Raw genomic sequence first — 16,519 nt, forward strand, 5'->3', positions numbered from 1 at the left:
CCATCGAGGTCAATATTACTGATTTTTAGGCCGACCAATATTCTGCACTGTTTATATTGAGTTATTTGTCTATTTTGCTGTTTTTAGACTAACTTAAAGTGTTAGCCACAAACACTTTAGGACAGCATGCCGGGCACACAAAAGGTTGCAGAACGTCGATTCTTAATAGCGATTCGCGAATCCTTTATCGCTCTGTTGCCATTTCTTTTTGTAAACTCGCTAATGGCGTTAATTCTTGCGTTAGTCGATGTGTGGCAGCCGCAATGGCAGCAGTATGCCTTTTATACGTGGCTGCGAGAGTTCGGCATTGTGTTGTCCTCATTTTTTCCGTTAATGGCGATGTTGTCATTGTCATTTCATTTTGCCAAATATCTCAATATTTCTGCCGTCGTCGTGGCATCGTTATCCATTAGCGCATTAATTGCCTTACATATTCATGTTCACGGCGTGTCTATCGACAGCGAGAGCTTTAGCCAGTTTTTCGGTGATCCCAGAGCCGTGATAATTCCCATTGTTATGGCCTATAGCCTGCAATTTGTGATGTCGATTGAGCGCCTACAGATACTGACAAGTACCTCGTTAAGTGGTTACCTTAAACAGCATTTGAATATGCTGCTGCCGTTGATAATCTGTTTTATTGTGGTGACCAGCAGTGTGTGGATGGTGAGTGAGCTAGCGCAAAATATACTTGAGCCCTTTGTACAACAGTTGGCTGGGGCAGGCCTATTTAGCCAAGTGTTTTTTAGAGTGCTCGTCACCCATATCCTTTGGTGTTTTGGGGTACATGGTGATAATGCGTACCTGCTGGTTGTTGGCGTCGACAATGGATTGCAGCAGGTGTTTCCGGCGCTCACTATCGCGCAGTTTATGGATCTGTTTGTCCTCTTTGGCGGCAGTGGGGCAACCCTGTCTTTGCTTATTGCTATTTTTATTGCAGCGGAAGATCGTAATGCGATTAACGTTGCACGTATTTCATTACCGTTTTCGTTGTTCAATATTAACGAAATACTGATCTATGGTCTGCCGATCATCTTTAACCCTAGGCTAGTATTGCCTTTTGTACTGGTGCCTTGTTTGAATATGTTGATCGGCTATTTTGCTGTAGAACATGGCTTTATCGCCTTTACCGGCCAAGGGTTTCCCTGGGTAACCCCGACTATTCTTAATGGTCTTATTGCGGGCCAAGGCTTGAGTGTGGTGATCCTGCAGCTGATATTAATCGCCTTAGGTGTAGTGATATACCTGCCTTTTGTAAAGCGCTCTAATCTGATTTCAAGCGTCAATAGCATTGATGCAACCATGATTAAACGGGTACAACTTCAACACGATATCGACAAAATTGCCGAGCAAAATTACTCACAAAAACAGCAGCAATCCATTGAGCACAATCGCAATTTAGAGAAGACAATGAAAGAGGTGTTGAATGGTGAGTTGCTACTCTATTATCAGCCTAAGGTTGATGTTGAACATAATGTGGCCGTGGGCTTTGAAGCATTATTACGACTAAAAAATAGCGAAGGCAATGTGGTCGGTCCCTATTTCATTGAGGAGTTTGACCAAGCTGGGTATTCCAATTTGATTGATACCTTTGTGATAAACCGTTTGGCTGAAGATATGCTCAAATGGCACGGCAGTAATTTCTTCCCCAAGGTTAGCCTCAACCTTAATCCCAATAATATTATTGATGAAGCCATTCAAACCTTGCTGTTTGAAAAGCTCGGTCAATATGCCCAATCGATTGAGATAGAGCTGCTAGAGTCGGCATTCATGATTGATTTTGAACGTATTGAAAGCTGCATCAAACGCCTAAGAGACGCTGGCTTTGTTATTTTGCTTGATGATTTCGGTACCGGTTTTTCAAGTATTAGTTTACTTAGCAAGGTTAAAATTGATGGCATTAAGCTAGATAGAACCCTGTTAGAAAACATTGTTAACCCTAAAGGGCGAACGCTTTATTCGCACACTTGTATGTTGTGCCAAAGCCTTGGGTTTAGCCTGATTGCCGAAGGTGTGGAAACGACCGAGGAAGCCAAATTTGTTAAGCTTGCGGGTGTCGATTATGTACAAGGATGGCTTTATGCCAAAGCGTTGCCGCGAGAAGAGGCCAAGCGCTACATGATTTTATCGCAGCAACTTGGCACTTCGTCTGCTGTGGTTAAGCAATAAAAAAGCAGCCATTGGCTGCTTTTTTAATCCGGTGGTTAAGCTCGTTGCAGTTTGAGTAACCACTTGCCGTAGAGGTAGATACCAACGGCGGAGATAGTGCCAATGGCGCCAATGATATACCAAGCCATGCCAATGTCATGGGTGTTGTATAGTAAGGTTGTCAGTGCTTGTGCAGATTCGCCGGTATAACTCACCAACGTAGTAAACGCCTCACCTTGAGGAATCGCCTCGATCTCTTGGGCACTCATACCTCGCTCTGCCAGTAACTGCAGCGAGAAAATTTCTTTAGACGCGTACATCTCGTATAGCTTAGGGCCAAAGTAGCCCTCTAAGGTCCAGCCGATACCCTGAGGTAGCATTACAAAGCCTAAGTACATGGCTTTTTTACCTTCAGGGGCAATGTTACCCATAAATTCATTCTTTTTAGGGCTGATCATCATTTCACCAAATGAGAACATCGCGATGGCCAATACCATCATCCACGCTGCGTTGGTTGCGCCAATCAGGAAAAATGCGATGATGCTCATTAAACAGCCACCGAGCATGGCCGTGGTGATACGATACTTGGCGGTTAGTGCTGCAACCAAGAAGCAGGAGGTCATGATCATACCTGCATTGAGGTTGAGCATACCTTCAGGCATAACCTTGGTACCGGTGTTATCCAAACCTAGCCAGAATTGGATCACCCCGTTTGAGGTGCCTTCTGGACCAAACAATGAGGTCACAATGATACTGGTATCTACCCACTCAGCAATATGAATAGGTAACACATCAAACAGTGAGTTAAATAGGAACCAGAAGCCAGAAAACACCAACATATAGTAGATAACGACAGGTTTTTTCAACTCATGCCACGCATCTTTCCAAAGCGCTTGTTGCTGTATCTCACCCGCTTGAATCTTACGCTTACGCTCTAAGCGCTCCTCTTTACCCGGCTCTTTATATGCGAGCAAAAATAGGAAGTTAAGAGAGATTATCGCTGCGCAGGCGTAGAACACATTGTCCCAAGATAGCTGGCGCATATGTACCGCAACTAGCGGGCCAAGGAAACCACCAATATTAACGACTTGGTAGAAGATACCCCAAGCCATCGAGGTGTTTTGCCTTCCTGTTGATAATACTAAGGTGCCTTGAATCCCGGGTTTGAATATGCCGGTACCACCCGCGAGCAAAATCGCCCCAAATAAGAATCCCCAAAAGCTTGGGAAAAATGCCATGACTAAATAGCCTGCAATCTTAATGATTGTTGAGGCGAAAATCGTTTCTTTATAACCTACACGGTCAGAAATGCCGCCGGTAAAAACTGGAATAAAGGTCTGCATAAATGCCCAAATTGCGATGATGACACCGTAATCATTTAGGCTGATACCCAGGCCACCTTCCGATACTGGGGCTTTAGCATAGAGACCGGCACTGGCTTTAACGCCGTAGTATGCGATACGTTCGACCAGCTCCATACCGCCAACAATCCAAAATACATAGCTCAAACTGGCAATGGAGGCCCACATACCGAGCTGTTTTACCTCACGCAGATCATTATCCGCATAAGGGTTCTTAGGGTCGCTCATAGTTATCCTTTACAATTTGTTGTTTATTGTTGTTATTTGCGACTAGCAAGTTTGCCAGAACGCTAAGCGCTTGTGAGTGCTTGCCACACTTTACCTAATTTGCTGCAAAAGAACAGCGCCAAATCCATACTTGTACGCTTGTTGTGATACTTAATGAGCAAATCTCATGTTGTCGGCATCTTTAAGGGCAAAGTTAATTAAGTCGTCGTAGTAAGTCGTAGGTGGGCTATGATACAGAGTGTTAATTTAAAGGCTTAACGAAGATTATTTAACCGACGCGCTGTTTTTTCATTGCACATTTGCACAAGCCTCCGCACAGGGCTGGGCATTTTTTACATGGTGAAGCTTTATAAGGGACTTGGCCAACTAGGACTTGAGCAGCAGATGGTAGCAATTGAGTGACAGTTGCTATTTTCGCAGGTTTAGTTTTAGCAATAGGCGGGGGTGTTAACCGCTGCTCATTGCTATCCGGCACCGAAGGGCTTGCAATCTGTGGCATTGAAGTTTGGCTGGTTGTAGATTGAGTGGCATGTTGCGACATCTGTTTGAGTTCGTCGCGTAATTCGAGGTTAGCAACCTCTAACTCGATGATCCGTTTCTGTAACGCATCAAGTTGCTTAATGGTTTTTTCGTTGGCTTTTTTGCCACTTTTTTTGAGCTTTTTTAGTGCTTTTTTAGCATTCACAATATCACCTCAGCCAACCCAATTGCGAAGAGCAATATAACAATATTCTGCTTGGCTTTAAAGCTAAATGATAATTAATCGCATTAATGTGTGATCGCTAATATAGTGCGCAGGCAGAAATGAGCTTGATGAATTGTAGAGTAAAGCGCCGCTATTGCCGTGCCGATTAAAAATACCAGCGACTGGCTAGCTGCCATTGCTGTTCTATCAAGTCATAGGGCAAACCTTGTTCGACTCTAGCGGCGCGACTGGAGTCAACGCGGTTGTATTCAGCCTGTAGAAACCAGCCTTTACTTAGGCGGTATTGATACGATGCCGTCATGGCATAACCGTCTTCATTATTGTCATCATCGGGTGTCAGGTCGTTATCTGTTACATCGAACTTTTCGAAACGCAAGGTCAGTCTATGTTGCTGCCAGCGGCGGCTAAGTAGTAGGTAAGCAGACTGATACTGGTTGTTTACCACGTCAATGCCTTGGGGAGACTGCATCAAAGTATCGCCCCGCATATATTGAGCAAGTAGCAGTATTTTATAGGGGAGGTGCCATTTATTGTCGATATGAAAGAAACGGGTGCGCCAAGCATATTGGCCGTTTTCAAACACTAAGGTATCGGCGTTATTGTCGTAGTAGCCGGCAGACAGTTCGCCTTTGCCTTTGTAGCGCCAGCTGCCTTTCACGTGGTAACCAAAACGACTATCGAGTTCTAAAAAAGGGTCTGATCCCGCTGCTTGATCTTTGAGTGTACCGCCAGATAAGCTTGGCATATTACTCAGCGGCAGAGTTTCTTGAATCAAGGTTTGTCTCGAACTCATTGTCCAACCATGCCAAGCCAACATCGCCCCCGCGGTATCATTGTGCTGAAAGGTCGCTGCTGACAGGGCAAAATCATGCTGGCTGTTAGTGAACTTCCCTAAATGTTCTAGGGTGACTTCAGCACCGATATGACGAAATTCTTCTCCAAGCCAACTATTGATGGTTGAATAACTGAGGGTATAGGGGGAAGACCAAGCGGTGGCGACATTTTCAAGTGAAATACTGGGATACATTAACCCTAATTTAGCTTGCACTCTAAAACCGTTTTGCGAGGGTAGACCACGATACTTAACGAAGGCTTCAGTGATCCCTAGACTATCTCGTACGCCGTCTAAATAGCCATTAGCAGTCACGTGCGCCGCTAAGCCATTGTCTAGGGCCAATTGATAGGTTAATCCCGCTTGCGCTATGGAAAATTGGCTACCATCATCATATCGCAGCTTGCCTAGGCCACCATCAACATAGGAATCAATTCCGTCGGTATAACTGGCTCTTACATCGAGTACTCCGCTGAACTTATGTTCTGCAGCTGTGATATCTGCAGTTAAAAAACATAGCATCCATAGCCAGTATCTCATCCGTGCCCCTTGTTAATTGAGTTCTACGACAGTGTTGTGACGTTTACGCTGATAGCCAGACTTTGCCAACCATAAGGTCAATGCCTGCGCATCTATGGGTTTAGATAGATAAAACCCTTGGCCCATTTCACAGCCACGTTCGGTTAGCCAACTGAGTGTGGCTTGGTTTTCAATGCCTTCGGCGACAACGCCTAGGCCTAAGTTGTGGGCCAATTGCAATGTGGAAGCGACGATGATTTGGTCATCATTATTGATCATCAGATTCTGTACAAATGACTTATCAATCTTAAGCTCGTCTACGGGCAACTGTTTTAATTGGGCTAGTGAAGAGTAGCCGGTGCCATAATCATCAATGGACAGCTTCAAACCGTGCTGTTTTAGCACTGATAATTGCTTAATGGCATTTTCAGGATCGGCAACCACAGCATCTTCAGTGATCTCAAGGGTGAGTGCCTCAATGGGCACCTTTTTGTTGGCAATAGTTGTTAGCACATAGTCACAGAAATCCGGATCTTTAAGGTTCTCTGCAGAGATATTCACCGCAATTGCTAAGTCCACACCTTGTGCCTGCCAATCTAAGTATTGGGTTAATGCAGAATTAATGACCCAGCGGGTTAGGGCATTCATTTGTCCCATCTGCTCAGCAATCGGGATAAACGTATCCGGTGGGATCATGCCACGATCGGGATGTTGCCAGCGCACTAAGGCTTCGACATGAGTGACTTTGTTCAGTGATAGGTTCAGCTTAGGTTGGTAGTAAAGCACTAATTCATCATTGGCTATAGCGGGTTTTAGCTCGTTGATCAGCTGCAAACGGTCGACACTATTTACATCTATTTGCTGGTGGTAAATCTGTACATCTAAGCGATGCTTTTTGGCGTGCTGCAGTGCGGTATCGGCTTGGCGCAATAAGGTTTCTAAATCACTTGGGTAATGGACAAAGCTAACCCCGATAGTCAGCTGTAAATGCAAAGAGATATCTTGGTAGCAGTACTCAGCTTCAATCGATTGCTGGATTTGCGCTATCAAGCTCCTGATCGCTTTGGCTTCGGTTTGCTTGATTGCCACGACAAATTCGTCGCCGTTAAGACGGCACACTAAGTCAATATTGTTGAAGTTATTGAGTCGGCGGCTCACCTCTTCAATGACTTTATCCCCGACTTCATGGCCTAAGGTGCCGTTAACTTCAGTCATGCGGCGAATGTTGATCTGACATAACGCCAGTGGCATTTTTTGCTCAAACCAAGCTTGGGTGACCCTTGCAAGCTCATTCTTATTGCCTAAATTGGTGAGCGGATCGTGGAAGGCTTGAAATGCAATCTTGTTTTCGCGGCTTAAAATCGCTTGCTGCATCTCGGTGAACTCTTGTGCTAGCGCTTGCATTTCAGTGCTAGAACCCACCTCTACTTTAGTGTGGTAATTACCTTTAGCAATAAATCGGGCTTGGGTGATTAATTGGGTAATCGGTTTAGTGACGCCGCGGGCGATGATGTAGGCAACCATTAACGACAACGGCAACATCAGCAGAATCAACATCAGTTGCTGCAGCCATTGCGCTTGCGATGATTCAAGTGCATCGGTGCGGCTTAAGTACATAAAAGCGTGTAACTTTCTGCCCTTAATTTCACCTAAGAAAGCCTGCCATAACTGATATTCTTCGCTACGCACACCTTGCTGAATAAAGTCATTGAGGACTTGGCTGTCGCTTGTAGACAGCTCGCCAGCAGATAAACTAATGATTTGCTGAGCCTGATTATCGCCACTTAGCATAAAGCCTGTATTGAGGCCGGTTTGTTGCGATAGCGAGTGGGTCAGCTCATCTCCAATAATGTAGCCAAAGCCGATCCAGCCAATGATATTAGCCGCGCCACTAGTAATGGGGGCGAACTTTAACTGATAGACATGTTCGCCTAAGGGGTAAAGTGGGCTGTTGTTGTCAAATTCAGAGCCTAAGGGATAACGAAACAAGTTACCCTGCTCTGGGCCAACTTTGACTTTACCTTGATCGACGCCTGCGGGCGTTAACAGCAATTCACCAATCACTTTACCTTGTTTATCGACTGCTATGGCAAGATCGGCATTGATGCGCTTACGGTGGTTATTAAGGGCAACTAAGAAGCTACGGCGGTCGTTATCAATAAAGACTTCCTTAAGACCGAAGTCTTTTGCAGCGGTTTCGGCAAACGCTGACAGGTAGTAATTACGATTGTCGTATTCAGATTTAAAGACTAATTCAGCAATAGACAGTTGATTGCCCAGTTGCTGTTGCTCAAGGCGTTTGTTGGCGTAAAAAGTGATAGCAAACGAGATCGCTTGCACAGCGATCAATAAGATCACGAAAAACGCAAAAATCCTTGTCTGAATTCGATTAAACATATCGAACGTTAATATCCTTCCAAAAATTCAAAATCATCCAAACTTTGTTGGGTCGGAATATCTGCCATGGGAGCGGCGACACTGATAGTCATGGCTTGGCTCAATGGCCACTGGCCAACAGATGTGGCGATGTTATCTTGGCTGAGTAATTGTGGATGCCAAATAACGACTTGATAGTGTCCGTCTGCTACTTGTTCTAAGTTAACAGTACCTTGCTCATCTGTCACACCAAAGTGGGGGGTATCAACCACCAACACATGACCACTCATCCAATCGTGGATATTACAGCCCATAGAAATATGCCCAGTTTCATCAAATAGCATCTGTTTTTGGGCATTGTCTTTTTTCAACTTGAATGAAAAACGTTTTGGTCCAGATGCGGAATAGATGTGGTGGGTAATATCATCGTCATTGATAAATTGCAGTTGGTAGCCTTTTTGAATCACGGTGATATAGGGGGTGAATTGCTTGTTGTACTGATGGATCTCAATCGGTTCTCGGATTGTGTCAACCTTGGTCGCCTGGTTGGTGGCATCAGCTTGTAAATACACCACCATGCCTGACATTGGCTCACCGTCAGCGTTATGTACAACGATTTCAGTCGCTGATGCTGGTAACCCTATGGCTGCGATCATCGCGCCAACGAGGGGGATAAATTTTTTGATACCTTTGCTGCCCACAACAACCTCTTATTATGCCGTTATACCAATCCTCATCAGGTCAGTTATCCAGCTTGGATGTGACTCACCTGTACCGCTTGAGATAATAGAACGGGGAATCATGATAATTATTTCAAGCTGTTATAAGCGTAGCAAAATATGATCAATTGTTACTACCTATGGGTCTACGCATTTATACCTTCAAAACGCTGACTGGTTTGGTGGCAAAGCTATACCTGCTGCCCACTGTGGCTTTGGATAGCAGCTTGTTGACCGCGTTTACGCAGCAGCAGAAAGCCTGTCAGTGTTGAGTAGTCAGTGTGGAGCCGTCAGCGATAAGTTGGCCTATGTGGAATCGTCTATGTGGCTGCAATGTCGGCGGTATGGATTTGTTAAATGCTAGACATAAAAAAAGCAAAACTGATGTTTTGCTTTTTTAGTGAATGTTTAGCGATTTAGCGTGAGCAAATTAGCTCTCTAGCTTAGCGAGCTCCGCTTTTTGCTCAATGAGCTTATCCATGTCTCGTTGATATTCAGCTTGCTTAGCACGTTCTTTTTCAATCACGGCTGCCGGCGCTTTAGCTACAAAACCTTGGTTAGATAGCTTGCCTTCAATACGCTTAAACTCGCCAGTTACTTTCTCAAGCTGCTTATCGATACGTGCCAGCTCTTTGGCCACATCAATTAAGCCTGCCATAGGGATAAGCAGTTCCATCTCTCCCACCAGTTGCGTGGTCGACATTGGCGCTTCTTCACCGTCAGCAAGAATGGTCATTGACTCAAGCTTAGCTAAGGTTGCAAAGAAGGTTTGGTTGGCTTCAACACGTGCTTTATCTTGCGCGCTCACACCTTTTAGTAGGGCGTTAAGCGGTTTAGATGGGGCGATGTTAAGCTCGGCGCGAATATTACGCACAGCAGTAATGACTTGCTTAACCCACTCAAGATCTTCCATATCTTGGCTGTTAACTTGCTCCGCTTGATATTGCGGGAACTGCGCTAACATTAGGGTATCACCTTCAACGCCAGCTAGCGGCTTAACACGCTGCCAAATGGTCTCGGTGATATAGGGCATCATTGGGTGCAATAAGCGTTGCATAGCTTCTAGGATGGTCACCAATGTATGGCGCGTACCACGTTGCTCTGCTTCAGTACCATTTTGCAGTACTGGTTTAGTCAGCTCTAGGTACCAATCACAGAACTGGTTCCAAGTGAACTCATAAAGGGTATTGGCTGCCAAATCAAAACGGTAGCTGGCCATATGCTCATCAAAGCTCTTCACTGTCTGATTAAACAAACCGGTGATCCAGCGGTCAGCCAATGACAGTTGCATCTCGCCGCCAGCTTGACCACAATCTTGCTCTTCAGTGTTCATCAACACGTAGCGTGAGGCGTTCCAAATCTTGTTACAGAAGCTGCGGTAACCGTCTAGACGCTTCATGTCCCAGTTGATGTCACGTCCTGTCGATGCCATTGCTGCTAATGTAAAGCGCAATGCATCGGTACCGTGGGCTTCAATCCCTTCACTGAACTCTTTGCGGGTACTTTTCTCAATTTTAGCCGCCAGTTTAGGCTGCATCATGTTGCCGGTACGCTTCTCAACCAAGCTTTCAAGGTCGATACCGTCAATCATGTCGAGAGGATCAAGCACGTTACCCTTAGACTTCGACATCTTGTTACCGGCTTCATCGCGGATGAGACCTGTTACATACACGGTTTTAAAAGGCACCTGAGGTTTACCGTTTTCATCTTTGATGAAGTGCATGGTCATCATGATCATGCGGGCTACCCAGAAGAAAATAATGTCAAAACCTGTAACCAACACGTCGGTTGGGTGGAAGGTTTTCAGTGCTTCGGTGTCTTCTGGCCAACCTAAGGTTGAGAAGGTCCATAATGCGGAACTAAACCAAGTATCTAAAACATCGGCGTCTTGGCGCAGTACAACATCGTTGCCTAAGTTATGCTTGGCACGTACTTCAGCTTCATCGCGGCCAACATAGACTTTACCCGCTTCGTCATACCAAGCTGGAATTCTGTGACCCCACCAAAGCTGACGTGAAATACACCAGTCTTGAATGTCACGCATCCAAGAGTTGTACATGTTTTCATACTGCTGCGGTACAAACTTAATGTCGCCGTTATCCACCGCTTCCATGGCCGTTTTAGCCATTGGCGCAACCGACACATACCATTGGTCTGTGAGTAGTGGCTCGATGACCACACCACTGCGATCGCCGTAAGGGACTTTTAGTCCGTGGGGATCGATTTTGCCAAGTAGTCCTAATGTTTCAAACTCAGCAACAATGGCCTTACGCGCTTCAAAACGATCTAATCCGGCGTATCGCTCAGGTAGACTGTTATCGAGCTCATTGTTGGCGGTGCCATCGGTGTTAACCACTTCAGCGCTACTACGAATTGCGGCATCAATGGTCAAGATGTTGAACATGGGCAGTGCGTGGCGTTTACCGACTTCATAATCGTTAAAGTCATGTGCAGGGGTGATTTTCACGCAGCCTGTACCAAACTCCATATCAACATAGTCGTCAGCGACAACCGGAATGCGACGATTGACTATCGGCAGTAGAATGAACTTGCCGATAAGTGACTGATAGCGCTCATCGTCTGGGTGCACGGCAACGGCACTGTCACCTAACATTGTTTCTGGACGGGTGGTCGCAACTTCTAGGTAATCTTTACCATCAGCTGTTAACGCGCCATCGGCTAGCGGGTAGCGGAAGTGCCACATGCTGCCTTGCTTTTCTTTGTTTTCGACTTCTAGATCTGAAATCGCGGTGTGTAGCTTAGGATCCCAGTTAACTAGACGCTTACCACGGTAAATAAGGTCATCTTCATACAAGCGTACAAACACTTCTTGTACGGCCTCAGACATACCTTCATCCATGGTGAAACGTTCACGATCCCAATCAACTGAGGCGCCAAGGCGACGTAGCTGCTTAGTGATGGTGCCACCTGAGTGGTTTTTCCAATCCCAAATGCGTTCAATAAAGTTTTCGCGACCTAAATCGTGACGATTAAGCCCTTCTTCCGCCGCCACTTTGCGCTCAACTAGCATTTGAGTCGCAATACCCGCATGGTCGGTACCCACTTGCCAAAGGGTATTTTTCCCTTTCATGCGTTGGTAACGGGTGAGCGTATCCATGATAGTGTCTTGGAAAGCATGACCCATGTGCAAACTACCAGTGACATTTGGTGGCGGAATCATGATGCAATAGTTGCCCTTTGACGTATCGCCATGAGGCTTAAAGTAACCTTTCTCTTCCCATTGTTGGTATAGAGATTGTTCAATGGATTGCGGGTTGTATGTCTTTTCCATAGGAGCGTGTGCTTCTCAAACTAATTAAATGGTTGTGCTACTGATGATTTTCGGTCGACAACTGAATACCTAAATCGCGGTATTGTCGATAACGATCACGGGCGATCGCTTTTTGGGCATCATCACTAGCAACGAAATCGATAATCTGGGCAAAGTTTACCGCAAACTGCGGTGCTTGGTCTGCAAGATTAATCAGAACATGACGATTTTTATTGGCGCCTAGCTTGTCAAAGCCAATTTCAACTGGCGCCCCGCCTGTAGGGCCTTCGCCCTTTAAGTTATGTGGTACAAAAGCACTGGGCTCAAATTGCCACAATAATTCGTCAATATCATAGGCCTGCTGTTGATCTTGGCAGTGAATATACACCCATTGTTGCTGACTATATGCTTGTTGCGATAGCTGGCAAGCTAATCGATATACGGCTTGTTTGGCTGCTGAAGAATCGGCTGTTGGATTCTGAGCTAGCGCTGGCAGTACATGAAACAAGGCGTTAGGCATAGTGTAGTGTCAATCGCATCAGTTGGGTTAAGTGGCATTTTGCCACTGACGAAAGAGGGGATTTTACACTAAAACGCGGGCTAAGTTCAGCATCTTTTTGATGGGTGATGGCTAAAATGTGCCACCAAGTCATCGATAAAACAGCGGATCCGCAACGGTGTATGACTGCTGCGTAGATAAAGCGCATGTACCGGCATGGCTAAACCTTGATAGTCGCTAAAAATTTGCTGAAGTGCTCCTTGTGCAATCGCGTGCTCAACCATCCAATAGGGCAGCATGGCAACCCCTTGTCCTGCCATAGCCAACTGCATGATCATATTGGCGTTATCACACTTAATTGCTGGTCTTATGCTGACCTGAGTTGTGGTATTAGATTGGGTGAAGGGCCAGCTACTTAACCTAGGTGACAATGAATAGCCAATGCAGCGATGGCTAGATAGTTCCTGGGGGTGCTTAGGGATACCATGTTGGGCGAAATACTTTGCTGAGCCAACGTATACCGCTTGATTGTTAAATAGCTTGCGCGCTTTTAGATTTGAATCATCTAGCTCACCAGCGCGAATAACCACATCAAAATCTTCACTAATCAAATCCACATAGTGATCGCTCAAAGAGATTGCCAATTCAATATCCGGATAGCTAGCGGCGAACTGAGCGAGCATTTCAACCAGTAGCGACTCGGCGAGTGATACCGGAATGGATACCTTTAACCGCCCCTTTGGGGTGACATTGCCTTGTTGAAGCTCAGCTTCAATATCAGCCAGTTTAGTGAGTATTTGCTGGCATTGCTTCAAGTACATTTCGCCGGCCGCGGTGAGGCTTAATTGGCGACTAGTACGGTTTAGGAGCTGCACGCCGAGATGCTGCTCAAGTGCCGCGACCTTTTTACTGACGCTGCTTTGTGATACTTGGCGCTCAGCCGCCACAGCTGAAAAGCTACCAAGGGCGACTACTCGTGAAAAATCCACCATAGCATCCAATTTGTTCATGACAATTTACCCACTTTCTTACATTGATATCTATTCTATTTTGGAATAGATACTAGTCTATCAATCCTATATTTGCGACAAAAACTCTTGATTATAATGAGTTCAAATTCATCAGTAGTGGGAGTTATCCAATGACAACGGTCGCATTAGTGCTTAGCAGTTTATTAAGTGTTTTCTTCGTATTTGCCGGTTCGGTTAAAGTGTTTGGCTGGCAAAAGTTGATATTTGAAACCCAGTTAGCATTTTTCAAAAGTTATGGCTTTAATAGACAGTTCATGGGGTTAGTGGGGGTAATTGAAATGCTTGCGGCACTGGGTTTGTGGTGGCCGCAAACAATCATTGCCGCTATAAGCGCGATGGTGATAGCGACAGTCTCAGTTGGGGCGATAGCGTGTCATTTGCGCTATGACAGTGCCAAGAATGCCATTGCAGCAATAGTGACCTTAAGCCTGTCTGTCACACTACTCGCGCTCAATGAATCACTGTCGCTGTTTTAAGCGCGCTGCATATTTGCGTGAGCAGGGAGAGAATGATTGACGAGCTGCTTAAACTCGTCAATTCTACACGGCTTGTGATACAGAAAGCCTTGATAGCATTCACAGCCAATTTTTTTCAGCACAGCTTGTTGCTGTTCTAGCTCAACGCCTTCTGCAATCACGTTAAGCCCTAAACTCTTAGCCAAGGTTACAATGGTTGCAGCGATTGCCACATCGTTGTCATCGTGCAAGATATCCGTGACAAAAGATTTATCTATTTTTAGTTGCGACAATGGCAAGCTTTTTAAATAGCTTAGACTAGAGAAACCCGTACCGAAGTCGTCCAGTGAAAAGGTGACGCCAATCTCGGCCAACTCCGCCATGATGGCAATGGTTGCTTGGATATTTTCAATGAATATTCCTTCGGTGATCTCCAGCTTAAGTTTGTCTGCGGGGGCATGGTATAGGGCAAGCAGTCGTTTTACATCTCGGCAGAATTGATCATCAAGTAACTGCACCGCGCTCACGTTGACAGACAAGGTGAGATTTTTAAATTTGTCATCTTTTGCCCAGTCTCCGAGTTGCAGACAGGCTTGTTCGAGTATCCACTTTCCTGTTGGGATAATTAATCCGGACTCTTCGAGTAAAGGAACGAACTGGTCTGGTGAAATCATCCCTTTTGATTTGTGGTGCCAGCGCAGCAGTGTTTCAGCGCCAATTAACCCGTGTTGCTGCGAAAACTGCCCTTGATAGTGCAGTTCAAATTGATGATGCCGACAAGCATATTCCAGATCACTCATCATCTGTTTCTTTTCCAGCATGCAATCTAACATGGTCTCGGCGAAAAAACTGACACTATTGCGGCCACTTTTTTTGGCTTGATACAAGGCTAAATCTGCTTGCTGTAGCAGTTCGTCAGTGTTGGAGCGTGCTTCGTTAAATAAAGTGACGCCAATACTCAAGGTCAGCTTAAAGCGCCCCTGATTTGTCAGTAGTGACTGCCTAAAACTGTGCTGAATGTTGTCTGCAAAGACTTGTGAATATTGCTTGGTGGTGTTGATACTATCGGAGATGTGCGGCACAAAAATCACAAATTCGTCGGCGCTAAAGCGGCAAATATAGTCTTCGCTGCCAATGTTAGCTTTTAAGCGCTTTGCGACACTGATGAGCACCTGATCACCAACAGGATGACCATGAATATCATTCACCTCTTTAAAATGGTCTATATCAATCAGTAGTAGAGCGGCAAAAAAACCGGGTTTATCTAGGCTAGTAAAGCCGTGGAGTAATTTTTGCTCCAATGATTGTCGATTCGGTAACTTCGTCAGTGGGTCATAGTGGGACAGCTGCTCAATTGTGTGATTTGAAGCGACTCTATCGGTGATATCGATATTGGAGCCAATAATGCGGGTTGATTTACCTTGGTTATCTTTAATCACTTTGGCCGAGGCTTCTATATGGCGGATTTCACCGTCACCGCGAATGATCCTAAATTGGCTATTAAAGTTCTCACCGGTGGTGATTGCCCGTTGGAAATCTTGTATCGCTTGTGGCAGATCCTCTGGGTGAACGCCATTTTCCCAGGTCTCATACACTGCTTGGGTGGTAGAAGAATCGATACCATATATTCGATACAGCCATTCATCCCAAATCAATAGGTCATGTTTTAAATCGTAATCCCAAATACCAATCTGCGCCGCATCAGCGGCAATAGCCAACCTTTGTTGGCTATTGATTAACTCGTCTCGGTTTTCCTTTTGTTGGTGACTGACAATCAAGTAGTCATGACATTCACACTGAAAACGCTTAGTGACCATTTCGTAAAAGTGGCCACAGCCATTGTTTTTACAGGTATAACTGTATTTAGTCATATCCACTTTTTGTTCAATGACTTGATCCAACTGCAGGTGAGCATCTTGGGGGAGAATAGCGGCGTTTTTGTCTTGCTGTTTTAATAGGTTTAAGTAATTAGCGCCTACCCACTGTGAAACTTGTAAGCCTTTAAGGCAGGCAAATTGTTGCCATTTTTGATTGGTCATCACAATCACGCCATAGAGATCTAAAATTGCAGCCGGGTAGGGGAACAACTCTAAAATGCCGCTAAATTCGGTGATTGGGGGCTGGGTAGGTCTGATTATTCTCATTGTCACTAATCCTTTAGCTGCAAAACTTTAAGGTACTCACACAAGTCCAGTGGCGTCCGTGCTGAAATGACATCAAACAGTATTATTGAGTTTAGTTTATGGTTGCGCTTTTCGCTTTACTTAGTGGAAAATATTGTTTGCAACTTCATGTTTAGCGGTAGCTGCTGCTTTGGGGCGGAAGCTTCAAAGTGTGACTGAATATACATAGTTTACATAAAGGCTTAGTGCAGTTT

At 45.3% G+C, this 16,519-nt stretch carries 11 protein-coding genes; 2 read left to right on the forward strand and 9 right to left on the reverse strand.

Going from position 1 to position 16,519, the window contains the following annotated elements; translation table 11 throughout:
* Nucleotides 1–126 precede the first annotated feature (126 nt).
* Nucleotides 127–2,166 (forward strand): EAL domain-containing protein, encoded by a 2,040-nt coding sequence (locus tag L865_RS0110550; protein ID WP_028773211.1) that lies wholly within the window; start codon nucleotides 127–129, stop codon nucleotides 2,164–2,166.
* A 35-nt stretch (nucleotides 2,167–2,201) separates the two neighbouring features.
* On the opposite strand, the gene L865_RS0110555 is transcribed toward L865_RS0110550, so the two are convergent.
* The 8 genes from L865_RS0110555 to L865_RS0110595 form a co-directional block, all read right to left on the reverse strand.
* Nucleotides 2,202–3,734 carry an MFS transporter gene (locus L865_RS0110555; RefSeq protein WP_028773212.1) on the reverse strand — a complete coding sequence of 511 codons (1,533 nt, stop codon included), beginning with the start codon at nucleotides 3,732–3,734 and terminating at the stop codon, nucleotides 2,202–2,204.
* Between the two features lie 268 nt (nucleotides 3,735–4,002).
* Nucleotides 4,003–4,419: a hypothetical protein gene (locus tag L865_RS0110560; protein ID WP_028773213.1), complete on the reverse strand. Its 417-nt coding sequence runs from the start codon at nucleotides 4,417–4,419 to the stop codon at nucleotides 4,003–4,005.
* A gap of 166 nt (nucleotides 4,420–4,585) precedes the next feature.
* Nucleotides 4,586–5,812, reverse strand: coding sequence for a hypothetical protein (locus L865_RS0110565; RefSeq protein WP_051484553.1), 1,227 nt, complete (start codon nucleotides 5,810–5,812; stop codon nucleotides 4,586–4,588).
* Between the two features lie 12 nt (nucleotides 5,813–5,824).
* Nucleotides 5,825–8,149 (reverse strand): GGDEF domain-containing protein, encoded by a 2,325-nt coding sequence (locus L865_RS0110570; protein WP_245608421.1) that lies wholly within the window; start codon nucleotides 8,147–8,149, stop codon nucleotides 5,825–5,827.
* A gap of 47 nt (nucleotides 8,150–8,196) precedes the next feature.
* A complete protein-coding gene (locus tag L865_RS23535; RefSeq protein WP_245608422.1) occupies nucleotides 8,197–8,868 on the reverse strand; it encodes a cupredoxin domain-containing protein in 672 nt (223 codons plus the stop codon).
* A gap of 448 nt (nucleotides 8,869–9,316) precedes the next feature.
* Complete coding sequence (locus L865_RS0110585; protein WP_028773216.1) at nucleotides 9,317–12,178, reverse strand: valine--tRNA ligase; 2,862 nt, start codon at nucleotides 12,176–12,178, stop codon at nucleotides 9,317–9,319.
* Nucleotides 12,179–12,215: 37 nt separating this feature from the next.
* On the reverse strand, nucleotides 12,216–12,677 hold the full coding sequence (locus tag L865_RS0110590) for a DNA polymerase III subunit chi (RefSeq protein WP_028773217.1): 462 nt from the start codon (nucleotides 12,675–12,677) through the stop codon (nucleotides 12,216–12,218).
* 86 nt (nucleotides 12,678–12,763) lie between these two features.
* Nucleotides 12,764–13,666: a LysR family transcriptional regulator gene (locus L865_RS0110595; protein ID WP_028773218.1), complete on the reverse strand. Its 903-nt coding sequence runs from the start codon at nucleotides 13,664–13,666 to the stop codon at nucleotides 12,764–12,766.
* Between the two features lie 131 nt (nucleotides 13,667–13,797).
* Between L865_RS0110595 and L865_RS0110600 the strand changes: the two genes are divergently transcribed.
* Nucleotides 13,798–14,163 carry a DoxX family protein gene (locus L865_RS0110600; RefSeq protein WP_028773219.1) on the forward strand — a complete coding sequence of 122 codons (366 nt, stop codon included), beginning with the start codon at nucleotides 13,798–13,800 and terminating at the stop codon, nucleotides 14,161–14,163.
* Here L865_RS0110600 and L865_RS23540 read toward each other — a convergent pair.
* On the reverse strand, nucleotides 14,160–16,286 hold the full coding sequence (locus L865_RS23540) for a GGDEF domain-containing phosphodiesterase (protein WP_051484554.1): 2,127 nt from the start codon (nucleotides 16,284–16,286) through the stop codon (nucleotides 14,160–14,162). The two genes, L865_RS0110600 and L865_RS23540, sit on opposite strands and share 4 nt — an antisense overlap.
* Nucleotides 16,287–16,519 lie beyond the last annotated feature (233 nt).

The organism is Shewanella waksmanii ATCC BAA-643 (assembly GCF_000518805.1).
Classification (GTDB): Bacteria; Pseudomonadota; Gammaproteobacteria; order Enterobacterales; family Shewanellaceae; genus Shewanella; species Shewanella waksmanii.